This window comes from Streptomyces sp. NPDC005805, from assembly GCF_040630445.1.
Taxonomy (GTDB): domain Bacteria; phylum Actinomycetota; class Actinomycetes; order Streptomycetales; family Streptomycetaceae; genus Streptomyces.
The window spans coordinates 307,727-330,476 of the sequence record NZ_JBEXXN010000001.1 but is presented as its reverse complement, the minus strand read 5'-3'; the positions used below and the strand labels follow the sequence as shown (position 1 = coordinate 330,476).

Genomic DNA, 22,750 nt, shown 5'->3' with positions numbered 1-22,750 from the left:
CCTTGAACAACCCCCTGACCAGCACGAACAGACCTCGAAAGCGAGTGTGGGGAAACTCACCGAGGGTTCAAATCCCTCCGCTACCGCTCTTGTCGCAGGGCCCCGGTGCATCGCACCGGGGCCCTGCGCGTTGGCCCGGCGCGTCGACCCGCGACCGGCCCCGGCAACTGCCCCGGTCCTGGCCGGAAACGGCCGCAACGGGCTCGGCTAGACTCCGCGACGCACGGACCGGGGCAGGGGCAGCAGGGGAGACAGCGGACGATGGCTCAAGCGAAGAAGATCGCCCTCTACATAGTCACCGTCTTCGTCCTGTACACGATCATCACCTCCCCCGACAAGGCCGCCGAGCTGGTCCAGGTAGGGTTCGAGGGCATTTCGGACGCCGCTCAGGGCGTCGGACAGTTCATGACGGAACTCGTCAACTAGCCCTCCGCCCAGCCCGCCCCGGGAGCGCCGCATGATCCGCCATCTGGTCCTGTTCAAGCTGAACGACGACGTCTCGCGGGACGAGCCCCGGGTCCTCGCCGGCGAGCGGGCGTTCCGGGAACTCGACGGCCTCGTGCCCGAGCTGGAGTTCTGGGAGTGCGCCTGGAACATCACCGACCGGCCGATCGCCTACGACTTCGCCATCAACTCGGCCGTGGCCGACGCCGACGCGCTGAAGCGCTACATCGAGCACCCGGCCCACCAGGCGGCGGCCGCGCAGTGGCGCGAGTTCGCCACTTGGGTGATCGCCGACTACGAGTTCTGAGCCCCGGCGCCCCGCGACCCCCCACCGGATCCGGCGGGGGGTCGTCGCGTTCCCCGTCGCGTTCCCGCCGCCCGGCCGGTCCCGCGCCCCTTCCGGACCGGGCACCACACGTCAACACCGTGCGTCAACACGGCGTTATCGGGTGCTTGCACACAGTGGACATGTCTTGTGATGCTATGACCGCTTTCGACGGATGAGTTGACTGAATCGACCCTGAATCGACCGCAAAGGGGTGGCGTGAACGTGCCTGCCAGTACTGCGCCTCAAGTGCCGCCCCAGAACGAGCGGACGGACGAGGCCCCCGCCCCCGGCGGTCCCCCGGCAGGCGCCGCAGCCACCACCGCCACCGTCCCCACCCGGCAGCAGAGCCGGGGCGCCGACACCCGGGCGCTGACCCAGGTGCTCTTCGCCCGGCTGAAGACGCTGGAGCCCGGCACCCCGGAGCACAGCCGGGTGCGCGCCGCCCTCATCGAGGCCAACCTCCCCCTCGTCCGGTACGCGGCCGCCCGCTTCCGCAGCCGCAACGAGCCCATGGAGGACGTGGTCCAGGTCGGCACCATCGGTCTGATCAACGCGATCGACCGCTTCGACCCGGACCGGGGCGTGCAGTTCCCCACCTTCGCGATGCCGACCGTCGTCGGCGAGATCAAGCGCTACTTCCGGGACAACGTGCGCACCGTGCACGTCCCGCGCCGGCTGCACGAGCTGTGGGTGCAGGTCAACGGCGCCACCGAGGACCTGACGACGGCTCACGGGCGTTCGCCGACCACGGCCGAGATCGCGGAGCGGCTGAAGATCGGCGAGGACGAGGTCCTCGCCTGCATCGAAGCCGGCCGCTCGTACCACGCCACCTCGCTGGAGGCGGCGCAGGAAGGCGACGGCATGCCCGGCCTGCTCGACCGGCTCGGCTACGAGGACCCGGCCCTCGCCGGCGTCGAACACCGCGACCTGGTGCGGCATCTGCTCGTCCAGCTGCCCGAGCGCGAGCAGCGGATCCTGATGCTGCGCTACTACAGCAACTTGACGCAGTCTCAGATCAGTCAGGAGCTCGGCGTCTCGCAGATGCATGTGTCAAGACTTCTGGCGCGCAGTTTCGCGCGACTGCGATCCGCAAACAGGATCGAAGCGTAAGCAGAACGGGTACACCACTTCTGGGTGAACCGGGGGGCGTCCAGGGGCCTCATAACCCCCTGTTTCCTGGGCATTTCCACCCGCTGGTTGTCGACATGTCTCTACAGCGTGTTGCCGACATGTGACATTCTGCCGGAAGCGCGTTTGCCGCGGCCCCACCGCCGGTATTCAGGTGGAGGCTGCGTTCCTCAGTCGGTCGCGGCCACCGCGACCGTCCGCGACCTCAAGGGGGTGGCATGTCCGCAGAACAGGGCAGCTCGAAGGTGCTCACGCGTGCGCCGGGCGTTCCCGCGCCGGCCACCGCACCCGAGTCCCCGGCGCCCGGCGCCCCGGAAGCCATCGACACCCGCACCCTCTCCCGTTCCCTGTTCCTGCGGCTGCGCGCGCTGGACGCCGAGGGCGCGGCCGACGACAGCCCGGAGCGCACCTATGTGCGCGACACCCTCATCGAGTTGAACCTCCCCCTCGTGCGGTACGCGGCGGCCCGCTTCCGCAGCCGCAACGAGCCGATGGAGGACATCGTCCAGGTCGGCACGATCGGTCTGATCAAGGCGATCGACCGCTTCGACTGCGAACGGGGCGTGGAGTTCCCGACGTTCGCGATGCCGACGGTCGTGGGCGAGATCAAGCGCTTCTTCCGGGACACCTCGTGGTCGGTGCGGGTGCCGCGCCGGCTCCAGGAGCTGCGGCTCGCCCTCACCAAGGCCAGCGACGAGCTCTCGCAGAAGCTGGACCGCTCGCCGACCGTCCCCGAACTGGCCGCCGTACTGGGGGTGTCGGAGGAGGACGTGGTCGACGGCCTCGCGGTGGGCAACGCCTACACGGCCTCGTCCCTGGACTCCCCGTCCCCCGAGGACGACGGCGGCGAGGGCTCCCTGGCCGACCGGCTGGGGTACGAGGACAGCGCCCTGGAGGGCGTGGAGTACCGCGAGTCGCTGAAGCCGCTGCTGGCCAAACTCCCGCCCAGGGAGCGGCAGATCATCATGCTGCGCTTCTTCGCGAACATGACGCAGTCCCAGATCGGCGAGGAGGTGGGCATCTCCCAGATGCATGTCTCGCGTCTGCTGACGCGCACCCTCGCCCAGCTCCGCGAGGGGCTGATCGCGGACTGACGTCCGCCTGAGGCGCGCACGCCGGGCGGCGGGCACGGACACCTGGTCCGCGCCCGCCGCCCGGCGGCATGTCAGCCGAGGGCCAGCCAGGCCACCGCGCCGAGGATCACCACGGCGGCGATCACGCCGACGATCAGGCCCGTGCGGGAGCCGGAGGACGCGGGGCCGGCCGCCGGAGTGGCGGCGCGGCCCTGCGGGGCGCCCTCGTCGACGAACGCGCGGAACATCTGCGTGCTGCCCGCGGGGTCGTAGTTGCCCTCGGGGCCCTGGCCTTGGGGAGCATGGGGGTTGTGTGCCATGGGGCAGGACCCTAGCGAACGGCGCCCCGCCGCCCAACCCCGGGCACGGGCCCGCCCGGGGCGGACCGGGCACAGCGGCCCGGGGCCGTACGCTCCGTGCCCGTCCGCACTCATGACGTCGGCATGACTGCGCATAGGCAAAGCCTTTTGCCTTCCTTTACCCGTTCCAGGCCGTTTTAGTTTGCCTGCGGCAACCAACTGCTTCTATCGTTGCCCTAAGCAACAAGCTATGGGAGGGGCGCGCCGTGGCCGAGCGGAGTCAGTACGAGGAACTGGCCCGGCAGATCAGCGCCGTCGGAGCCGTCAAGCGCAGCCTCGCGCGACTCCTGCCCGCCGAGTGCCCGCCCGGATCGGCCGCCGTCCTCTCCCTGGTCGGCCGGTACGGCGAGATGCGGCTCGGCCGCCTCGCCGAGCTGCTCGCCGTCGACATGTCGGTGACCAGCCGGCATGTGGCCCACGTCGTGGACCGCGGCTGGCTGGAGCGGCGGCCCGACCCGGACGACCGGCGCTCCCGCATCCTCCGGCTCACCCCCGCGGGCGAGGCCCTCCTCGACGACCTCGGCCGTCGCAGCGCGGACCTGTTCGCCCACCACCTCGGGGACTGGTCCGACGAGGAGGTCGGACAGCTCAACGCGCTGCTGGCCCGGCTGAGGGAGTCGCTCGGGGGCTGCCGTGCCCACGCCACCCACCTACCCGCACCACCCGCACCACCCGCACAGACCACGTACACGTAAAGGAAGCCCATGGCTACGACCACACCGTCCGGTGTGCGGGCCGGCCACGCCAGGCACGCGGGAGCCCCCGCTCCCGAGGCCGGCGCGCCGATGACCCACCGGCAGATCATGGAGGCGCTGTCCGGGCTGCTGCTCGGCATGTTCGTCGCGATCCTCTCCTCGACGATCGTGTCCAACGCCCTGCCCGAGATCATCGGCGACCTCGGCGGCGGACAGAGCGCCTACACCTGGGTGGTGACGGCCTCGCTGCTGGCGATGACCGCGACCACTCCCCTGTGGGGCAAGCTCGCGGACCTCTTCTCCAAGAAGCTGCTGGTCCAGATAGCCCTGCTGATCTATGTCCTGGGGTCGGTCGTCGCCGGTCTCTCGCAGAGCTCCGGCATGCTCATCGCCTGCCGGGTCGTCCAGGGCATCGGCGTCGGCGGGCTCTCCGCCCTCGCGCAGATCGTGATGGCCGCGATGATCTCCCCGCGGGAGCGGGGCCGTTACAGCGGCTACCTCGGCGCCACCTTCGCGGTCGCGACCGTCGGCGGTCCGCTGCTCGGCGGTGTCATCACCGACACCAGCTGGCTCGGCTGGCGCTGGTGCTTCTACGTGGGCGTGCCGTTCGCCGTCATCGCCCTGATCGTGCTCCAGAAGACCCTGAAGCTGCCGGTGGTGAAGCGGCAGGTCAAGGTCGACTGGTCGGGCGCCCTCCTGATCAGCGCCGCCGTCTCGCTGCTGCTGGTCTGGGTGACCTTCGCGGGCGACAAGTACGACTGGCTGTCCTGGCAGACCGGGACGATGGTCGGCGGCTCGGTGCTGCTCGGCCTGCTCTTCGTCCTCGTCGAGTCCCGGGCGAGCGACCCGATCATCCCGCTGCGGCTGTTCCGCAACCGGACCATCACCCTCGCCTCGCTCGCCTCCCTCTTCGTCGGCGTCGCGATGTTCGCCGGGACCGTCTTCTTCAGCCAGTACTTCCAGCTGGCGCGCGGTGAGTCGCCGACCATGTCCGGCGTGCTGACCATCCCGATGATCGCGGGCCTCTTCGTGTCCTCGACCGTCTCGGGCCAGGTCATCACGCGTACCGGGCGCTGGAAGGCGTGGCTGGTCAGCGGTGGTGTGCTCGTCACGGCGGGGCTGGGGCTGCTCGGGACCATCCGCTACGACACGGCGTACTGGCACGTGGCCGTCTACATGGCGGTCATGGGGCTCGGCATCGGCATGATGATGCAGAACCTGGTGCTCTGCACGCAGAACCAGGTCCCGCCGCAGGACCTCGGCGCGGCCAGCTCCGTCGTCACCTTCTTCCGCTCCCTGGGCGGCGCGATGGGCGTCTCGGCGCTCGGCGCGATCCTGGGCACCAAGGTCACCGACTACGTCAAGGACGGGCTCAGCAAGCTGGGCCCGGACGCGGCGGCCCTCGGGCACGGCGGCACCGGCGGCGGGGGCATCCCCGACCTGGACGCCCTGCCGGAGCCGGTCCGCCTGGTGATGGAGAACGCGTACGGGCACGGGATCGGCGACGTGTTCCTGTACTCGGCGCCGTTCGCGCTGGTGGCGCTGGTGCTGACGCTGTTCGTCAAGGAGGTCGCGCTGAAGACGCACGACGCGGGTGCGGGTGCCGGTGCCGGTGCCGGTGCCGGTGCCGGTGCCGGTGCCGGTGCGGGTGACGGTGACGGTGACGGGACCGGTGGCGGCTCGGGTTCCGGTTCGGACTCGGACTCGGTTTCCGCTGCCGCTGCCGCTTCCGGGGTGGACCGGGTGGAGGTTCCGGGTGCCGGCAACTCCGGGGCGGGACGCGGGCGGCCTTCCGGGCCACCGCCGAACTGCGGCGCGAGGGCTTCGCGATGACGTACAACCAGGTGGTGCGGGCGGGGATCGACGCGATCGGCACCACGCTGCGGGTGGAGCTGGGCATCCGGGCCGTCCAGGGGGCGGCTGCCGTGGCCGGGCGCGGCGCGCGGGGTCCCGGGCCGGGCGGCCCGGGAGGCGTAGGGTGCCGCCCATGGCACGCAGCATCGCCACCAACACCACGGTGGAACGGGACCAGTTGCTCGACTTCGTACGGCCCCGGCACCGGGCGCTCCTGATCACCCGGCGGTCCGACGGCTCCCCGCAGGCGTCCCCGCTGACCTGCGGGGTCGACGGCTCGGGGCGGATCGTGATCTCGACGTACCCGGAGCGCGCGAAGACACGGAACGCCAAGCGGGACGAGCGGGTCGGCGTGGTCGTCCTCTCGGACGACTGGAACGGCCCGTGGGTGCAGATCGACGGCACGGCCGAGGTGATCGACGCGCCGGAGTCGGTGGAGCCGCTCGTCGAGTACTTCCGTGTCATCTCGGGCGAGCACCCGGACTGGGACGAGTACCGGGCGGCCATGGCCGAGCAGGGGAAGTCGATCATCCGGATCACCCCGGTGCGGTGGGGTCCCATCGCCACCGGCGGCTTCCCGGCCCGGCTCGCCCAGGACTGAACCTCGCGGGGGGAGCGGGGCGGCTCAGCCCCGGGAGCGTCAGCTCCGGACCGAGCGGCCCGGTGCCGCTCAGCCCCGGGCGCGCGCCACCATCGCCTCGATCCCCGCCACCAGCAGATCCAGCGCGAAGCCGAAGTCCCGCTCCCGCATCTCCTCCACCGTCTGGCCCGCGCGCGCCTCCATGATCTCCGTGGCGTACCCGAAGGACTCGGCGAAGTCGGGCCGTTCGCCGATGCTGCCCATCGCCCGCCGGAAGTAGGCGTCCTGGCTGAGCCCGGCCGCCTGGCAGCGCTGCACGAAGTGGCCCTCGATCGTGCCGAAGCCGTAGACGAACTGGAAGACCGCGGAGACCCCGCCCATCTGCCCCTGGAGGGGCAGACCCGTGCTGCGCATGACGTCCTGCACGGCGTGCGAGAAGGCCATCGAGTGCGGCCCGATGTTGAGGTACGTGCCGATGAGCCCCGAGACCCAGGGGTGCCGCACCAGCAGCCCGCGGTAGGCGGTGGCCAGGGCGCGCAGCCGCTCCCGCCAGTCGGGGGCGGGGTCGGCCATGACCTCGTCCACGGGCAGCGGGAAGGTGCCGAAGACCGAGTCCAGGGCGAGTTCCAGCAGGTCGTCCTTGGTGTCGACGTACCAGTACAGGGACATCGCGGTGACGTTCAGCTCGGTCGCCAGCTTGCGCATGGAGAACCGGGCCGCGCCCTCCGCGTCCAGCAGCCGTACCGCCGCCTCGATGATCTTCTCGCGGTCGAGGCCGTCGGGCTGGCCGGACCTGCGCCCGCGCTCCGCCTTGTCGTCGAGCCACACGCTGGTCTTGACGGGGCCCGACGCACGGTCGGCGGATCGTGCCATCCCGCATCCTCCTCGTTGCTCACGGTCCTGCGGGGGTCCTTCGGGTAACTGCCGGGGCGGGGCCGGTGTGGTGGGGCGGGCCCGTCCGGGCCGATGCTATTCCGCCGGGGGCGCCGGCGGCGTAGTGGCGGCCGCCTTCGCCGGCGGGCCGGCCTGGGTGGCGACGGCGGCCGGGTCGGCGCGGCCGGCCCGGTGCAGCAGAACGGCCGCCAGCAGGCCGCCCGCGAGGACGGCCGCCGCGCCCACGAGCTGGCTGGTCGCCAGGCCGTCGGCGAAGGCGTCCGCGATCCGGGCCCGTTCACCCGGCCCGTCGGCCGCCGCGAGGGCGGCGGGCAGCGAGGCGGCACCCACGACGGCCGGGGCCAGGGCGGCGAACCGGGAGTTGAGGACCGCGCCGAGGACCGCGACGCCGAGACCGTTGCCGAACTCGGCCAGGGTGCCGTTGATCCCGGCGCCCACGCCCGCCTTCTCCGGCGGGATCGCGCTCATGATCGCGTTCGCCATCGCGGGCATCGACAGGGCCACGCCCGCGCCCATCACCACGAGCCCGGCGAACATGCCCGCGTAGCCGTCCCGGCCGAGGACCGCGATGGCGGTGAGACCGGCGGCGACCAGGGTCATGCCGGTGGCGATGGCGAGCGGGGTGCCGGCCTTCGTCACAAACCGCGCCCCGAGACCGGTGAGGTTGATCGCGACGACGGTGAGGGCCAGCGGGGCCGTGCGCAGACCGGCGTCCAGGGGCGCGTAGCCCAGCACGAACTGGAGGTGCTGGGTCAGCAGGAAGAGCGACCCGGCCATGCCGAAGGCCACCAGGATCACGCCCGCCACCGCGCCGACGAAGCGCTGGTTGCGGAAGAAGTGCATGTCCAGCATCGGGTACGGGACGCGCAGCTCCCAGAGGACGAAGAGCCCGAGGACCAGGACCCCGAGCGCGGCGGAGCCGAGCACCCGCCCGGACGTCCAGCCGTGCTCCGGGCCGGAGATGATCGCGAAGACGGCGGAGGTCATACCGATCGTGGAGAGCAGCGCGCCCAGCAGGTCGGGACGCTCGCCCTGGGGGTTCCTGGTCTCGGGGACCAGCGCCACGACGGCGAAGAGGCCGAGCGCCACCACGGGGATGTTGATCAGGAAGATCGCGCCCCACCAGAAGTGCTCCAGCATGAACCCGCCGAGCAGCGGACCGGAGGCGAAGCCGAGGGAGTTGACGGTCGACCAGATGCCGATCGCCTTGACCCGCTCGGTGTCGTCGAAGATCAGCACCACCACGGCGAGGGTCGTGGTCATCAGCAGCGCGCCGCCGACGCCCATCCCGGCGCGGGCGGCGATCAACTGGCCGGAGGTCTGCGCCAGTCCGGCCGCGAGCGAGCCGATGCCGAACAGCGCGAGGCCGGCGACCAGCATCTTCTTGCGCCCGTAGCGGTCGGCCGCGTTGCCCGCGGTGAGCAGCAGGCCCGACTGGACGAGCGCATAGGCGTTGATCATCCACTGGATGTCGGCGGTGGAGGCGTCGAGCTCCCGGGTGAGGGAGGGGATGGCGACGGACAGGACGGTGTTGTCCAGCAGCACGACGAGCTGGGCGAGGCAGATGACGCCGAGGATCAGCCAGCGCTGGGAGTGACCGGTGGGGGAGATGCGGTTCTCGGCGGGCGTCGCCGTCATCGGCGGGCTCCTTGTACGGTGTAGAAGAAATGTCTTCTACACCGCACAAGGGCTCTCTTACGCTGTACAGCTCGGCGTTCAGGAGGCGGGGCGGGTGAGGTCGTAGAAGGTGGTGCCGTCGATGGTGACCTCGGTGAACGTCTCCTGGACCCAGGCGGAGATCCGGGCGGAGGTGCCGCCGCCGCCCGGGCCCTGGGTACCGCCACCCGTGCCGCCGCCAGCGATGAACCAGTGGATCTCGCCGTCGGCGACGTACTGCTTGAACCGGGCGAGGGTGGGAGAAGGGTCGCTGCCGTTGAAGCCGCCGATCGCCATCACGGGCCGCTCGGTGGCCAGTTGGTAGCCGGCCGCGTTCTGGGAGCCGACCGCGGCCGCGACCCAGGTGAAGTCGTCGGCGTCCTCGGAGAGGCGGGCCGCGGTGCTGTCGGAGACGTCCGCGCCGTTGAGCAGGCCGCCGATGCCGCCGCCCTGGCCGCCCTGTCCCCCGCCGGGGCCGCCGCGTTCGCCGGTGGGGGCGGTGGCGGGCGGGGCCTGGCGCTGGCCCTGGCTCCGGCCGGTTCCGGTTCCGTCGCCGCCGGGAGGTGCGCCGGGGGGCTGCCCCTGGCCGCCCTGGCCCGGGGGTCGCACCCCGCCGTCGTGGCCACCCATGACCCCGGGGCCGCCGCCCGGCCCGCCGCGCCCGCCGGACACCGCCGGGCCCGCCGTCACGATGGAGCCCGAGTGCCCCTCGCCCAACGTCGTGAGGGTGTACGCGGCCGGGCCCGCCAGCGAGGCCGCGAGCCCCAGCCCGGCCGCCGCGAGCGCCACCGGACGCCCCGCCCGCCCCGCGAGCAGCAGCCCCAGCGCGGCCACCAGCCCGCCCGCCAGGACGGCGAGGCGCAGCCAGGGCAGATAGTCCGCGCCGCGCCCGAGGAGGACGTACGCCCACCAGGCCGTCAGCGCGACCGTCCCCGCGAGGACCACCGACCAGAGCGTCCGCCCCCGCTCCTCCCAGAGCATCGTCGCGCCCATACCGGTGAGGGCGGCGATGCAGGGCGCGAGCGCCACCGTGTAGTACTCGTGGAAGATCCCCGCCATGAAGCTGAAGATCCCGGCCGTGACCAGCAGGGAGCCGCCCCACACCAGGAACGCGGCCCGGGCCGTGTCCGTGCGCGCCGCCCGCCGGGTGAGCACCAGCCCCACCGCCAGCAGGACCAGCGCGGCGGGCAGCAGCCAGGCGATCTGGCCGCCGATGCTCCCGGCGAAGAGCCGGTCGAGGCCGGTCTCGCCCCAGCCGCCGCCCTGTCCGCCTCCGCCACCGGGACCGCCGCCTCCAGGGCCGCCGCCGACGCTGCCGGTCTCCTCGCCGTTGATCCGGCCGAGCCCGTTGTAGCCGAAGGTCAGCTCCAGGAAGCTGTTGTTCTGTGAGCCGCCGATGTACGGCCGGGACGCGGCCGGCCACAGCTCCACGACCGCCACCCACCAGCCGCCCGTGACCACCAGGGCCAGCCCGGCGAGAGCCAGTTGGCCGATCCGGCGCGGCAGCCGGGCCGGGGCGCACACCGCGTACACCAGCGCGAGCGGCGGCAGGATCAGGAACGCCTGAAGGGTCTTGGTGAGGAAGGCCAGACCGATCGCGGCGCCCGCCGCCACCAGCCACCCCGTCCGCGCCCGCTCCAGCGCCCGGAGCACGCAGTACACGGCGGTGGTCGTCAGCAGGGCGAGCAGCGCGTCCGGGTTGTTGAACCGGAACATCAGCGCGGCGACCGGCGTCAGCGCGAGCACCGCGCCCGCGAGCAGACCGGCGGCCGGGGAGAAGCGTCGGCGCACCGCCGCGTAGAGCACACCGACCGTGGCGACGCCCATCAGCACCTCGGGCACCAGGATCTGCCAGGAGCCGAGGCCGAAGAGCCGCACGGACAGGGCCATCGGCCAGAGCGCGGCCGGGGGCTTGTCGACGGTGATGGAGTTCGCCGCGTCGGAGGAACCGAAGAAGAACGCCTGCCAGCTCTCGCTGCCCGCCTGGACGGCCGCGGAGTAGAAGGAGTTGGCGTAGCCGGAGGCGTCGAGGTTCCAGAGGTAGAGGGCGGCGGTCGCGGCGAGGAGCGCGAGCAGGGCGGGGCGCGCCCAGCGGGGGTCCTCGGGGCGGCCGCGTGTCAGCCGGGCGAGACGGGTGGGGCGCCCGGGGCGGGCGTGGTGCGTCACCGGGTCGGGCCCCGGCGCGGTGGGGTCGGCGGTCGCGCTCATCGGGCGCTCCTCTCGGTGACCCGGGCGGGCCGGTCGTACGCGCCGGGCGTGGCCGGGTCCGGGGGCGTGGTGGCCGGGTCCGGTGCGGCGGCCCGGTCCTGGACGGCGGTCCGGTTCTGGGTGGCGGCCCCGAAGACCCAGCCGCGCAGCAGCAGGAAGCGCACCACCGTCGCCGCCAGGTTCGCCGCGACCAGGACCGCGAGTTCGGTGCCGTGCGACGGGCGGCCGCCGCTCGCCGCGTCCAGCGCCGCGAGCGAACCGCTGGTCAGGGCGAGCCCCACCCCGAACACCACCAGCCCCTGGGCCTGGTGGCGCACGACGCGGCGCCGGCCGCGCACCCCGAAGGTGAGCCTCCGGTTCGCCGCCGTATTGGCGAGCGCCGAGAGCAGCAGCGCGGCCGCGTTCGCCGTCTGCGCCCCCGTACCGGCCCGGAAGGCCGAGTACAGCAGCAGATACAGCAGCGTCGAGAAGGCGCCGACCACGCAGAATCCGAGCACCTGCCGGGCCAGCCCCCGCGGCACGCCCGGCAGGGCCCGGTCGCGCGGATCGTCGCCGAACGGGCGGGCCAGCCGGTCCAGCGGCAGCGCCCCGGCCGCGAGCGCGCGGCCCACCCGCCAGACCCCCTTGAGGTCCTCCACCGCGGTGCGCACCAGGTGGACGCTGGACTCCGGGTCGTCGATCCAGTCGACGGGCACCTCGTGGATCCGCAGCCCGGCCCGTTCCGCGAGCACCAGCAGCTCGGTGTCGAAGAACCAGCCGGTGTCCTCGACCAGCGGCAGCAGCCGCGCGGCCACATCGGCGCGGATCGCCTTGAACCCGCACTGCGCGTCGGAGAACCGGGCGGCGAGGGAGCCGCGCAGGATCAGGTTGTACGCCCGCGAGACGAACTCCCGCTTCGGGCCCCGGACCACGCGCGAGGAGCGGGCCAGCCGGGACCCGATCGCCAGGTCCGAGTGGCCCGAGATCAGCGGCGCGACCAGCGGCAGCAGCGCGTTGAGGTCGGTGGACAGGTCCACGTCCATATAGGCGAGCACGGGCGCGTCGGACGCGGACCACACCGCGCGCAGCGCCCGCCCGCGCCCCTTCTCCGCCAGCCGCACCACCCGCACCCCGGGCACGGTCGCCCGCAGGCGGGCCGCGACCTCCGGGGTGCGGTCGGTGCTGGCGTTGTCGGCGACGGTGATCCGGAAGCCGTACGGGAAGGTCCGCGCGAGGTGCTCGTGGAGGCGTCGCACACAGGGTTCGAGGTCGGTCTCCTCGTTGAACACCGGGACCACGACGTCGAGTACAGGGGGACCGGCGGCACCCGCGCGCAGATGCTCACGGGCCGGAAGGGCCCCCAGGGGGATGTCGGTTCGCATACGGGAGACCCTCGGGCGGGCGGCTGTCACGACCGTGTGCCGAGGCTGTGGCGGGGCTGTGAGCCGGGGCCGCCGCGTCCCCGGCGGCGGCCACCGGGCCCGCCCTGACCGGGCCTTGACCGACCGGGTCCGCCGCGGGCAGCGTGACCGTGAAGACCGTGCGCCCCGGCACCGAGTCGACCGCCACCCGCCCGCCGTGCGCGTCCACCACCGCCCGCACGATCGCCAGGCCGAGCCCCGTGCTGCCCGCCTTCCGCGAGCGCGAGGCGTCGCCGCGGGCGAAGCGCTCGAAGACATGCGGCAGCAGCTCGGCCGGGATGCCCGGCCCGTCGTCCTCGACCTCCAGCACCACCCGGCCGACGGTCCCCGCGCCCGGGTCCGGGTCCGGCCCGGTGCGGACCCGGGCCGTGACCGTCGTGCCGGGCGGGGTGTGCGTCCGGGCGTTGGCCAGCAGGTTGACCAGCACCTGGTGCAGCCGTTCCGGGTCCCCGTGCACCGTCGCCGGTGCCACCGGCAGATCGAGCCGCCAGCGGTGGTCCGGCCCGGCCGCCCGCGCGTCGGACACCGCGTCCACCACCAGCGACGGCAACTCGGTCGCCCGCGCCGCGACCGGACGCCCGGCGTCCAGGCGGGCGAGCAGCAGCAGATCCTCCACCAGGCCCGTCATCCGCGTCGCCTCGGCCTCGATCCGGCCCAGCGCGTGCCGGGCGACCGGGTCGGTGGCGTCCCGGTCGGCTCCCCGCCGCGTCAGCTCCGCGTACCCCCGGATCGAGGCCAGCGGCGTGCGCAGCTCATGGCCGGCGTCCGCGACGAACCGGCGGACCCGCGTCTCGCTCTCCTGACGTGCGGCCAGCGCCGAACCGACGTGCCCCAGCAGCGTGTTGAGGGCCGCGCCGACCTGACCGACCTCGGTGCGGGGGTCCGCCTCCGCGTCCGGCACCCGTTCGTGCAGCGCCACCTCCCCGCTGTGCAGCGGCAGTTCGGAGACCCGGCGGGCCGTCGCCGCGACCCGGCGCAGCGGGCGCAGCGCCACCCCCACCGTCGACGCGCCCGCGATCCCGGCAGCCAGCAGGCCCGCCCCGGTGACGCACACCTCGACCAGGACCAGGGTCCCGAGCGCGTCCCGGACATCGCTCGTGGGGACGCCGACGAGGTACACGCCGCGCGCGCCGTCCGCGTACTCCACCCGGTGGTCGCCGCGGCCCGGGAGGTCGACGGTGTGCGGGCGGCCGTCGCGCGGGACGGAGGCGAGGGCCGCGCGCTGGGCCGCGGTCAGCCGGGTCTCGGTCGGGGCCGGGCCGGAGGGCTCTTCCTGGGTGCTGGCCACCGCCTCGCCGACCCGGCCGTCCTCGTCCACCACCGCGCCCACCGTGCCGACGGGCGCGCCGCCGCCCGTGACGAAGCCCAGCGGGCCGCCGCGCAGCCCGCCGCCCGGGGGCGGCTCCTGGCCCGCAGGCCCGGGCGGCCCGGCGGCCCGCGCCGCGACCGCGCCGAGCTGGTCGTCGAGCTGCCCGTAGAGATACGTGCGGAAGGCGATCGTGGTCACCGCGCCGATCACCGTGCCCACGACGGCGATCAGCAGCACCGCGGAGACCACCAGCCGGGTGCGCAGCGACCACGGCCGACGCCCGCGCCGCGGCCGGAGACCGGCCCCGGAGCGCCCTGCCGCCTGCCCGGTCACCGGCTTCACCGACCCCCCTGTCCCCGGTCGGCCCGCCTGCCCGGAGCGCCTACTCACCGGGGCGGATCAGGTACCCGGCGCCGCGCCGGGTGTGGATCATCGGGGAGCGGCCCGCGTCGATCTTCCGCCGCAGATAGGAGATGTAGAGCTCGACGACGTTGGCCTGGCCCCCGAAGTCGTAGCTCCACACCCGGTCCAGGATCTGCGCCTTGCTGAGCACCCGGCGCGGGTTGCGCATGAGGTAGCGCAGCAGCTCGAACTCGGTCGCCGTGAGATGGATGGAGTCCCCGCCGCGGGTCACCTCGTGGCTGTCCTCGTCCAGCGTGAGATCGCCGACCACCAGCAGCGACTCGCTGCGCACGGCCGCGGCCCGGGACCGCCGGATGAGCCCGCGCAGCCGGGCCACGACCTCCTCCAGGGAGAAGGGCTTGGTCACATAGTCGTCCCCGCCGGCCGTCAGCCCCGCGATCCGGTCCTCGACCGCGTCCCGCGCGGTGAGGAAGAGCACCGGCACGTCCGGCAGGTCGCGGCGCAGCCGGGCGAGGACGGTGAGGCCGTCCATGTCGGGCAGCATCACATCGAGCACCACCGCGTCGGGCCGGAACTCGCGCGCCGAGCGCACCGCGCCCGCGCCGTCGTCGGCGCTGCGCACCTCCCACCCCTCGTAGCGCAGGGCCATCGACAGCAGTTCGCCGATCGGCGCCTCGTCGTCGACCACGAGCACCCGGACGGGGCTGCCGTCGGGCCTGAGCAGTTCGGTGCGCCCCTGGGGCGAGGTGACGGTCATACCGTCACGCTCGCGGGCGGTCCTGAGAGGGGTCTTGTCCGAACCTGTGAATTCCCTGAGAAAGCAAGGCCGGTACGGGGGGCCCGCCCGTCAGCTCGCCGCGCCCAGCAGCCTCGCCCCGTTGGCGTGGCACACCGCCCGCAGCCAGTCGTCCCCCAGCTCCAGCCGCTCCAGCGCCATGAGCTGGTGCAGGTACGGATAGGGGATGTTGGGGAAGTCCGTGCCCAGCACCACCCGGTCGCCGAGGTCCGCCAGCCGCCCGCGCTCCTCCTTCGGGAAGGGCGCCATCGCCTCGCTGAAGTCCGTGAACGCCATGGTCGTGTCCAGGTGCACGCCCGCGTACCGCTCCGCGAGGCCGAGGAAGTCGGCGTACTCGGGCATGCCCATGTGCGCGACGACCAGCCGCAGCCGGGGGTGGCGGGCCAGCAGCCGGGCGATCGGCTCCGGACCGGTGTGCCGCCCCGGCGCGGGTCCCGAGCCGCAGTGGATCACCACGGGTGTGCCGGCCTCGGCGAGCAGCCCCCACGCCGGGTCGAGCAGCGGGTCCAGGGGGTCGTAACCACCCACCTGGAGATGGGACTTGAACACGCGCGCCCCGCCCTCGACCGCCTCGCGCACATACCCGGCCACGCCCTCCTCGGGGAACAGGGTCGCCGTGCGGGCGCAGTCGGGGGTGCGGGCGGCGAACTCCTCGGCCCACCCGTTGAGCCAGACGGCCATCCCCGGCTTGTGCGGATAGAGCATCGAGGTGAACGTCCGGACCCCGAACTCCCTCAGCAGCGCGACCCGTTCGTCCTCCTCGTGCCGGTAGGTGATCGGCCACTCCATACCGGTCATCGGGCCGACGGCGTCGAAGTACGCCCACACCTTGCGCAGGACGCGCTCGGGCATGAAGTGGGTGTGGACGTCGACGAGCCCGGGGAGCCCGAGCCGCGTCCAGAACTCCCTCACCCGGGGCGCCTCTTCGGCGCCGGGCGCGCCGCCAGCGCCGTGCGCCTCCGGCTCAGTCCCACCCGACATCCGCGTCCTTCCCGTTCTGTGTCGCCTGCGCTGCCTGCCCTGTCCGCACCAGCTGCTCCTCCCCGGCCCGCCGCCGATCACGCCCCTGATCCTGACCCGGGGCGACGGTCAGAACAACCCGCCCTGCTCCCCGGGTACGGGCCGCTCGACTTCCGTGACGGGAACCCCGACACCCGCCTCCTCTCCCGGTCCGGCCGCCGCGAGGGCCCAGCCGGTCATCAGCCGGGTGTCCAGGACCACGATCCGCTCGCCCGTCCGCTCACCCGCCCCGCGCCCGGGCGTCCGCAGATGCAGGTCCGGCCCGGCCACGGCGACCAGGTGCCCGGCGACGACGCCCCCGTCCACCAGCTCGCGCACCACGGCGTCCGGCGCGGGCAGCCCGCCCAGCCCGAACAGCTCCGCGTGGTCCACGACCCGGCACTCCAGCGGCTCCAGCGCCTCCGCCCAGCCGCCGAGGGCGAGGGCCCGACCGTGCAGCCGGACCACCTCCCCAACCCGCTCACCGACGAACGGCAGCGCGGAACGCAGCACCCGCTTGCGCGCGTAGGGGATGCGGTCGGGGACACCGAGGGCCGCCCGCAGCAGTTCCTCCGTCCGGCGGGCGGCCATCAACGGGCCCCGGCCCAGCCACGCGTACGCCACGGCGCCCTGCTCACGCAGCCGGGCCCCGCCGCGCTCCTCGGCGGTGATGCCGACCTTGACCGTGCCGGGCCCGAACCAGGCCAGGTAGACCCGGTACGTCCGGGGGTCGTCGGGCACCCCGTCGGCGGCCACGGAGAACGCCCGGTCGAGCCGGGCGCACTCGCCACACCGCGCCTGCGTCGCCCGCGCCGGCACGACGGCCCGCACCGGACACGCGTGCCCCCGCGCCCCGACGCACCGCCGCTCCCCCTCGGCCCGGAACCCGATCTCCCGCCCCACGGCCAGCGAACTCGTCCGCCCGCCCTCCCACCGCAACACCGCGGGCCCCGCCGCCCCGGGCCACCCGACCCCACCGCACCGCCACACCACGGCGCCCACCTCCTCCACCGCCCCCATCCTGCCCCGCCCCCGGCACCCTCCCGAGAGCCCTGGCCGGCCGGACCCGGAGCGCAACGCAAGAGGCCCCCGGAGTCATCTCCGGGGGCCTCTCAGCTGTGTGCACTCGGCAGGATTCGAACCTGCAACCTTCTGATCCGTAGTCAGATGCTCTATCCGTTAAGCTACGAGTGCTTGTGCTTCTCGGGCTTTTCTGCCCGGTCGGCGTTGCGGGAACAACATTACATGACCTGCGCCGTCAGGCGAAATCCATTAGGCGCACCCCGACTGACCTGCACAAACACCCGAACGGTCCAGTTCTGCGCGACCCCGCCCCGCCCCCGACCCGACGCCGGAACGACCGAAGCCCCGGCCGTGGGGCCGGGGCTTCAGCAGGTGGGGCGGAGGCGGAGGGATTTGAACCCTCGATGGGCTTTAAGGCCCAAACCGCATTAGCAGTGCGGCGCCATAGACCGGACTAGGCGACGCCTCCAGCACACCCGCGCGAGCGGGTGGTGCGTGCAGATGATGACACAGCCGTGCGGCCTGCCACCAATCGCCCGTCCACGGTACTAGGCCGCCGGGTCGGAGAGCAAAGGCGTTGCGGTTGCGCAACGCCGGGGCGTGCGCAGCGTTAGAGATGCCGGGGCCCCCGGCCCCCGTCGGTCCCGTGATCTCCCAGGAGCTCCTGATGCTGCGCCGCCTCGTCCTCACCGCCGTCGTCTCCGCCGCCGCCCTGGGCGCGGCCGTGCCCACCGCCGGGGCGGTCTCGGACCCCCTGCCCCTGCCGCCGCTGCCCTCCCTCGGCCTGCCGGACCTCACCGGGCCGGCCCCCGAGGCCCCCGGCGCGCCCGGCACCCCGGCCGAGGAGGCACCCGACCGGCTCACCGTCGTCGTCTCGCAGACCGGGAACACCCGGACGGACGGCAGGTACGAGCTGGAGTGCGACCCGGCTGGCGGCACCCACCCCGCCGCCCGGTCCGCCTGCGACCGGCTGGACCGGCTCGCCGAGGAGGGCCGGGACCCGTTCGCGCCCGTCCCCGAGGGCCAGATGTGCACCCAGCAGTTCGGCGGGTCCGCGACCGCCCGCGTCACCGGCACCTGGCAGGGCCGGGCGGTCGACGCCGCGTTCGACCGGTCGAACGGCTGCGAGATCGACCGCTGGCGCGCCCTGGAGCCCGTGCTGCCCAGCACCAGGTGAGCCGAGCACCAGGTGAGGAGTACCGGTGGTACACCTTCGGCACACAACCTTGGTGAGAGCTCCCCCTCATCCACCGTCCGGCCGCGCCCCCTGCGCTTAGACTCCCTCAGTGACAGGTGGTGGCCCGAGGGGCAAGATGGGTCCGGCTGTCCGTAATACGCAGTAGGTCAGGGAGGAACCGTCGTCGTGAGCAGCAGGCCATCCCGAGGCGCTGCTCGCCTCGCCGCGATACTCGACGCGCTCCCCGACGGGCTCGTCCTCGTCAACGCCAACGGCACCGTCGTCAACGCCAACACGATCGCCCTGGAGCTCTTCGAGACGCCCGGCACCGCCCTCGTCGGCCGGGGTCTGCTGGACCTGGTCCCCGGCTTCGACTCCCGGCTGATCCCCGGCTCGATGCGCCGCCCGGACACGGCCGACGCCCGTGGCCGGACCAAGCCGACCCGGATGATCGCGCGCCGCACGGACGGCAGCGAGTTCCCCGTCGAGGTGACGAGCGCGAGCCTGGACGGCCGCGAGGCGTACGACTCGGCCGGCGGCTACACCGGCGACGAGCTGCTGATGCTCGTCGTGCGGGACCTGACCGGTACCGTGGACACCGAGGCCGAGCTGGCGCGTTCGCAGCGCCAGACCGAGATGATCCTCCGGGCCGCGGCGGAGGGCGTCGTCGGCACCGACACCAACGGCCGGGTGGTGCTGGTCAACCCGGCCGCCGCGCAGATCCTCGGCTTCCGCGCCAGCGACCTCGGCGGCCAGGAGCTGCACCCCCTGATCCTGCACTCCCGCGCGGACGGCGAGCCGTTCCCGTACGAGGAGTCGCCGCTGGCCGACACCCTCAAGTCCGGCCGCAAGCACCGGGTGCGCGGCCAGGTGCTGTGGTCGAAGAGCGGGGACAAGGTCGCCGTCGACCTGACCACCGCCCCCGTCCGCGACGGGGACCAGCTCGTCGGCGCGGTGATGACCTTCACCGACCGCCGCCCCTTCCAGGAGCTGGCGGACAAGCACACCGCGGAGCTGACCGAGGCCACCGAGCGCCTGGAGAAGGAGCTCGCCGAGACGACCGAACGGCTGGAGGGCGAGCTCGCCCGGACCACCGAGCGGCTCACCGGCGAACTCACCGCGGCGGCCGAGAAGCACGAGGCCGAACTGGCCGACCGGTCCGACCGCTACACCGCCGAGCTGGAGGCCGGCGCCGAGCGGTACGCCGAACTCGCCGCCCGCCACGCGCAGCTCGCCGCCGTCCTCGGCGGGTCCCTGCGCGGCCCGCTGGAGGAGCTCCGCGCCGAGCTGAGCACCCTCGCCGCCGACCCGGCCGGACAGCTCTGGCCCGAGGCCAACCAGATCCTGCACCACCTCGCCGCCGGGTACGCGCGGATGACGACCCTCGTCGACAACGTCCTCGGCTACCAGCGCCTCGACGCGGGCGCCGAGCACCTGGCGAAGTCCAAGGTCCTGCTCGACGGGGTGGTGGCGGCCGGTGTCGAGGGCGCGATCGAGCTGATCGGCCCGGGCCGGGTGCAGTTCGCGGTGCACGCGCCGCCGATCGAGGCCGAGGTCGACGGCGTCCGGCTGGCGACCGCGCTGGCCCACCTCGTCGCGGACGTGGCCGGGGTCGACTCCACGGGCAAGACCCGGGTGGTGCCCGGGGGCGGTTATGTGGACTCCACGATCGTGGTCGCGGCCGCGCAGCGCGGGGACGTGGTCCGGATCGAGGTGCGCGGGCCGTTCACGGGCGGCGACCCGGTGCACGAGCCGATCGTGCGCGGGATCGTCCGGGCGCACGGCGGGGTGCTGCAGACGCACGAGGTGCCGGGCGCGGGCGGCAGCGCGTATGTGCTGGAGGTGCCGCTCGGTGAGGGCGCGGGAACGGTCGTCCCCGCTCCGGGGGCAGGCGTTCCGGCCCTGCCCGCGCAGCAGTCGGCCACACCGGCGGGCCCGGGGCCGGTCCCGGGTGCCGGTGGGACGTCCGGTGGCGGGCGCCGGCGGGCGCGGCGCGCTTCGACGGACGCGTTCCTGGAGAGCCCGGTCGCGGCCGAGGACCCGGTGGCCGCGGTGCCGACCGGGCGGCGGCGCGCGACGGCGCAGGACATGATCCCGGCCCAGGAGGCCCCGGCCGGCCAGGTCCCCGGCGCTGGTACCGGTGCCGCCGCTGTTCCCGGTCCTGTTCCCGGTCCTGTTCCTGGTCACGGTGACGGCGGTACGGGGCGGCGGCGCGGGCGGCCCAGTCCGGCCGAGGCCGCCGTCGTCGAACAGCCCGCGGAGGGCTCGGTCGTGACGGCCGCCGAGGGCGCCAACGGACGCGCCGCGTTCGGCGAGACCGTGCCGCCGCAGGGCGTCCCGGTGGACGCGCGCGGACTGGCCCCCGCTCCCACGGGCCGGCGGGCGCGGCGTGCGGTCGAACCCGCGCGCGCCGGGCTGCCGGAACTCGCCGCGGCGCCCGCGCCCGGCGGTCCGGACGCGATGGCCGCGGCGCAGGCCCAGCAGCCGAGCGGTCGCCGGGCGCGGCGCGCGCTGGCCGCCGCGCCGCCCGCGGAGGCGGAGGCTGCCGCCGTGCGGACGCCGTTCGCCCTGCCGCCGGCCGAGGCGGACCGGGGCACGCCGGCGGTGGCCGGGCCCGGGGCCGTGGAGCAGGGTGTTCCGGCGCCGACGGGTCGGCGCCGGGCCGTGTCCCTGCCACCGGACCGCGCGGCCGAGGCCGGTGGGGTTCCGGCGGACGGGGTCGTGGGCACGGGCGTGGTCCCAGCGGACCAGTCGGGCACCGGGACCCCGGATGCGTACGGGGACGCGGGCACGGCCGGGCCGGTGGCTGCCGCCCCGCACGGCGGCGGCGCGGTCGACGGTACGTACGGCGGGCGGCTGGGTCAGGGCCTGGCGGAGGGCGCGCCGGGGGCCGGCCCCGAGGACCCGAGCGGGGTTCCGGGTGCGGGTCCGGGCACGCTTCCGGGTGCCGTTCCGGCCGGTGGGCAGGGCGCGGTGGCACCCGCCACGGGCCGGGCCCAGGGTCAGGACACGTCCGCCGGGCAGCCCGTCGCGGACGAGGCCGCTGCGGCGAACGGGCCGGACACCGGCTCGCTGTCCCTGCCACTGCCGCCGCAGCAGCCCGCGCGCGTCGCCCAGCCGCTCCCCGCCGAGGAGCCCGTCGCGGCGGACTCGACGCAGGGGAGGGCGTTCAGCGTGCGCACGCTCGGACAGGGCGTGCCGTTCGCGCAGCACCTCACCCAGCAGCAGAACCAGTCCCTCGGCTCGGGCCGCCGCCGGAAGCTGTCCACCCGGCCGGACAGCGAACTGCCCCCGGGCGCGGCCGCTCCCCGGCCGCAGCCGCAGGCCGCGCCGGCCCCGGCGCCCGCGGCACCGCAGGGTCCCCTGCCCGGTCAGGGTCCCGCCACCGGGCAGACACCCGTCCCCGGGCAGACTCCCGGTCAGGCCCCCGTCCCGGGCCAGGCACCGGCGACCGGTCAGACTCCGGTGCCCGGTCAGGGCAACGGCACGGCGGGCGGTTCCCTGCTGCCCGCCGACCGCTCCGAGGGGCGGGCCTATGCGATAGGAGCGCCCGACGAGGGCGCGGAGGGGCCCGAGCCGCTGGACGGCCCCGGGGGCGCGGTGGAGGTGGCCAACCGTCCGCAGCCCCAGCCCGTGGACGACGAACTCCCGCCCGAGCCGCTCGACAACCCGCGCCGGCTGCTGGTGTGGCCCGCGCCGGACGTGTCGACGCAGCAGGCGCTGAGCGACCGGGGCTACCGTCCGGTCGTGGTGCACTCCCGCGAGGAGGTCGACGCGCAGATCGCGGCCTTCCCGGCGGCCCTGTTCGTGGACCCGCTGACCGGGCCGATCACCCGGACCGCGCTCCAGTCGCTGCGGCAGGCCGCCGTGGCGGCCGAGGTCCCGGTGCTGGTCACGGCGGGTCTCGGGCAGGCGACGCGGGAGGCCGCGTACGGCGCGGACCCGGCCGTGCTGCTCAAGGCGCTGGCGCCGCGCGACAGCGAGCAGCACCCGTCGCGGGTGCTGCTGATCGAGGAGCACGAGGAGATCGCGCTCGCGCTGACGGAGACCCTGGAGCGGCGCGGGATGCAGGTCGCGCGGGCGGCGGCCGACGCGGACGCGGTCACCCTGGCCGGTCAGATGCGCCCCAACCTGGTGGTCATGGACCTGATGCAGGTGCGCCGCCGACGGGCCGGGATCATCGACTGGCTGCGGGCGAACGGGCAGTTGAACCGGACGCCGCTGGTCGTCTACACCTCCGCCGGTCTCGACCGCTCCGAACTGCCGCGGCTCGCCTCGGGGGAGACGGTCCTCTTCCTCGCGGAACGGTCCACGAGCAACGAGGTCCAGGCCCGCATCGTCGACCTGCTCGCGAAGATCGGCACCAACTGACGTTCCGGGCGCGGGCGTTCCGGGGGGCGGGCGGTGGGCCCGGCCGGGCGCGCACGACGCGGGGCCGGCGGTACGGACACCGCCGGCCCCGCG

17 protein-coding genes, 2 tRNA genes and 2 pseudogenes are annotated in these 22,750 nt (G+C 74.3%); 10 read left to right on the top strand and 11 right to left on the bottom strand.

Going from position 1 to position 22,750, the window contains the following annotated elements; genetic code table 11:
• The first annotated feature begins 261 nt into the window (after positions 1–261).
• The 4 genes from ABZ457_RS01500 (at position 262) to ABZ457_RS01485 (ending at position 2,994) form a co-directional block, all read left to right on the top strand.
• A complete protein-coding gene (locus ABZ457_RS01500) occupies positions 262–426 on the top strand; it encodes a hypothetical protein (protein WP_018846210.1) in 165 nt (54 codons plus the stop codon).
• A 31-nt stretch (positions 427–457) separates the two neighbouring features.
• Positions 458–751 (top strand): Dabb family protein, encoded by a 294-nt coding sequence (locus tag ABZ457_RS01495; RefSeq protein WP_359152607.1) that lies wholly within the window; start codon positions 458–460, stop codon positions 749–751.
• Positions 752–994: 243 nt separating this feature from the next.
• Entirely contained in the window at positions 995–1,882 is an 888-nt protein-coding gene (locus ABZ457_RS01490; protein WP_359152605.1) for an RNA polymerase sigma factor SigF, read from the top strand.
• A 236-nt stretch (positions 1,883–2,118) separates the two neighbouring features.
• Positions 2,119–2,994, top strand: coding sequence for an RNA polymerase sigma factor SigF (locus ABZ457_RS01485; RefSeq protein ID WP_359152603.1), 876 nt, complete (start codon positions 2,119–2,121; stop codon positions 2,992–2,994).
• Positions 2,995–3,065: 71 nt separating this feature from the next.
• Here ABZ457_RS01485 and ABZ457_RS01480 read toward each other — a convergent pair whose 3' ends face one another.
• On the bottom strand, positions 3,066–3,293 hold the full coding sequence (locus ABZ457_RS01480; protein ID WP_359152601.1) for a hypothetical protein: 228 nt from the start codon (positions 3,291–3,293) through the stop codon (positions 3,066–3,068).
• A gap of 245 nt (positions 3,294–3,538) precedes the next feature.
• Here ABZ457_RS01480 and ABZ457_RS01475 point away from each other — a divergent pair, with 245 nt between their 5' ends.
• The 4 genes and pseudogenes from ABZ457_RS01475 (at position 3,539) to ABZ457_RS01460 (ending at position 6,482) form a co-directional block, all read left to right on the top strand.
• Positions 3,539–4,027 (top strand): MarR family winged helix-turn-helix transcriptional regulator, encoded by a 489-nt coding sequence (locus ABZ457_RS01475; RefSeq protein WP_359152599.1) that lies wholly within the window; start codon positions 3,539–3,541, stop codon positions 4,025–4,027.
• A 9-nt stretch (positions 4,028–4,036) separates the two neighbouring features.
• A pseudogene (locus tag ABZ457_RS01470) lies at positions 4,037–5,611 on the top strand (MDR family MFS transporter); the annotation flags it as partial.
• 188 nt (positions 5,612–5,799) lie between these two features.
• A pseudogene (locus ABZ457_RS01465) lies at positions 5,800–5,946 on the top strand (YceI family protein); the annotation flags it as partial.
• A gap of 68 nt (positions 5,947–6,014) precedes the next feature.
• Entirely contained in the window at positions 6,015–6,482 is a 468-nt protein-coding gene (locus ABZ457_RS01460) for a PPOX class F420-dependent oxidoreductase (RefSeq protein WP_359152597.1), read from the top strand.
• 69 nt (positions 6,483–6,551) lie between these two features.
• Here the strand turns inward: ABZ457_RS01460 and ABZ457_RS01455 are convergent, their stop codons facing one another.
• From ABZ457_RS01455 to ABZ457_RS01410, 10 genes are all read right to left on the bottom strand, one after another.
• Complete coding sequence (locus ABZ457_RS01455) at positions 6,552–7,334, bottom strand: TetR/AcrR family transcriptional regulator (protein WP_359152595.1); 783 nt, start codon at positions 7,332–7,334, stop codon at positions 6,552–6,554.
• Between the two features lie 96 nt (positions 7,335–7,430).
• Positions 7,431–8,993 carry an MFS transporter gene (locus tag ABZ457_RS01450; protein WP_359152593.1) on the bottom strand — a complete coding sequence of 521 codons (1,563 nt, stop codon included), beginning with the start codon at positions 8,991–8,993 and terminating at the stop codon, positions 7,431–7,433.
• Between the two features lie 78 nt (positions 8,994–9,071).
• Positions 9,072–11,219, bottom strand: a complete 2,148-nt coding sequence (locus ABZ457_RS01445) for a glycosyltransferase family 39 protein (RefSeq protein WP_359152591.1) — start codon at positions 11,217–11,219, stop codon at positions 9,072–9,074.
• Positions 11,216–12,580, bottom strand: coding sequence for a dolichyl-phosphate beta-glucosyltransferase (locus tag ABZ457_RS01440; protein WP_359152589.1), 1,365 nt, complete (start codon positions 12,578–12,580; stop codon positions 11,216–11,218). Before ABZ457_RS01440 ends, ABZ457_RS01445 begins: the two co-directional genes overlap by 4 nt.
• Positions 12,540–14,261, bottom strand: a complete 1,722-nt coding sequence (locus ABZ457_RS01435) for a HAMP domain-containing sensor histidine kinase (RefSeq protein WP_359152698.1) — start codon at positions 14,259–14,261, stop codon at positions 12,540–12,542. The genes ABZ457_RS01440 and ABZ457_RS01435 overlap by 41 nt, the downstream gene beginning before the upstream one ends.
• Positions 14,262–14,310: 49 nt before the next feature.
• Positions 14,311–15,048, bottom strand: a complete 738-nt coding sequence (locus ABZ457_RS01430; RefSeq protein WP_359152587.1) for a response regulator transcription factor — start codon at positions 15,046–15,048, stop codon at positions 14,311–14,313.
• A 90-nt stretch (positions 15,049–15,138) separates the two neighbouring features.
• Positions 15,139–16,068, bottom strand: a complete 930-nt coding sequence (locus tag ABZ457_RS01425) for an amidohydrolase family protein (RefSeq protein ID WP_359152585.1) — start codon at positions 16,066–16,068, stop codon at positions 15,139–15,141.
• A 108-nt stretch (positions 16,069–16,176) separates the two neighbouring features.
• Entirely contained in the window at positions 16,177–17,079 is a 903-nt protein-coding gene (locus ABZ457_RS01420) for a DUF2797 domain-containing protein (protein ID WP_359152696.1), read from the bottom strand.
• A 128-nt stretch (positions 17,080–17,207) separates the two neighbouring features.
• Positions 17,208–17,280, bottom strand: a tRNA-Arg gene (locus ABZ457_RS01415).
• 207 nt (positions 17,281–17,487) lie between these two features.
• Positions 17,488–17,578, bottom strand: a tRNA-Ser gene (locus ABZ457_RS01410).
• A gap of 198 nt (positions 17,579–17,776) precedes the next feature.
• Here ABZ457_RS01410 and ABZ457_RS01405 point away from each other — a divergent pair.
• Positions 17,777–18,286, top strand: a complete 510-nt coding sequence (locus ABZ457_RS01405; RefSeq protein ID WP_359152694.1) for an SSI family serine proteinase inhibitor — start codon at positions 17,777–17,779, stop codon at positions 18,284–18,286.
• Between the two features lie 186 nt (positions 18,287–18,472).
• Positions 18,473–22,657, top strand: a complete 4,185-nt coding sequence (locus ABZ457_RS01400; RefSeq protein ID WP_359152583.1) for a PAS domain-containing protein — start codon at positions 18,473–18,475, stop codon at positions 22,655–22,657.
• The last annotated feature ends 93 nt before the right edge of the window (positions 22,658–22,750 follow it).

Coding starts and splice junctions, on each gene's coding strand:
- ABZ457_RS01500 (WP_018846210.1), top strand. CDS start 262: ATGGCTCAAGCGAAGAAGATCGCCCTCTACATAGTCACCGTCTTCGTC.
- ABZ457_RS01495 (WP_359152607.1), top strand. CDS start 458: ATGATCCGCCATCTGGTCCTGTTCAAGCTGAACGACGACGTCTCGCGG.
- ABZ457_RS01485 (WP_359152603.1), top strand. CDS start 2,119: ATGTCCGCAGAACAGGGCAGCTCGAAGGTGCTCACGCGTGCGCCGGGC.
- ABZ457_RS01480 (WP_359152601.1), bottom strand. CDS start 3,293: ATGGCACACAACCCCCATGCTCCCCAAGGCCAGGGCCCCGAGGGCAAC.
- ABZ457_RS01460 (WP_359152597.1), top strand. CDS start 6,015: ATGGCACGCAGCATCGCCACCAACACCACGGTGGAACGGGACCAGTTG.
- ABZ457_RS01455 (WP_359152595.1), bottom strand. CDS start 7,334: ATGGCACGATCCGCCGACCGTGCGTCGGGCCCCGTCAAGACCAGCGTG.
- ABZ457_RS01450 (WP_359152593.1), bottom strand. CDS start 8,993: ATGACGGCGACGCCCGCCGAGAACCGCATCTCCCCCACCGGTCACTCC.
- ABZ457_RS01445 (WP_359152591.1), bottom strand. CDS start 11,219: ATGAGCGCGACCGCCGACCCCACCGCGCCGGGGCCCGACCCGGTGACG.
- ABZ457_RS01440 (WP_359152589.1), bottom strand. CDS start 12,580: ATGCGAACCGACATCCCCCTGGGGGCCCTTCCGGCCCGTGAGCATCTG.
- ABZ457_RS01430 (WP_359152587.1), bottom strand. CDS start 15,048: ATGACCGTCACCTCGCCCCAGGGGCGCACCGAACTGCTCAGGCCCGAC.
- ABZ457_RS01425 (WP_359152585.1), bottom strand. CDS start 16,068: ATGTCGGGTGGGACTGAGCCGGAGGCGCACGGCGCTGGCGGCGCGCCC.
- ABZ457_RS01405 (WP_359152694.1), top strand. CDS start 17,777: ATGCTGCGCCGCCTCGTCCTCACCGCCGTCGTCTCCGCCGCCGCCCTG.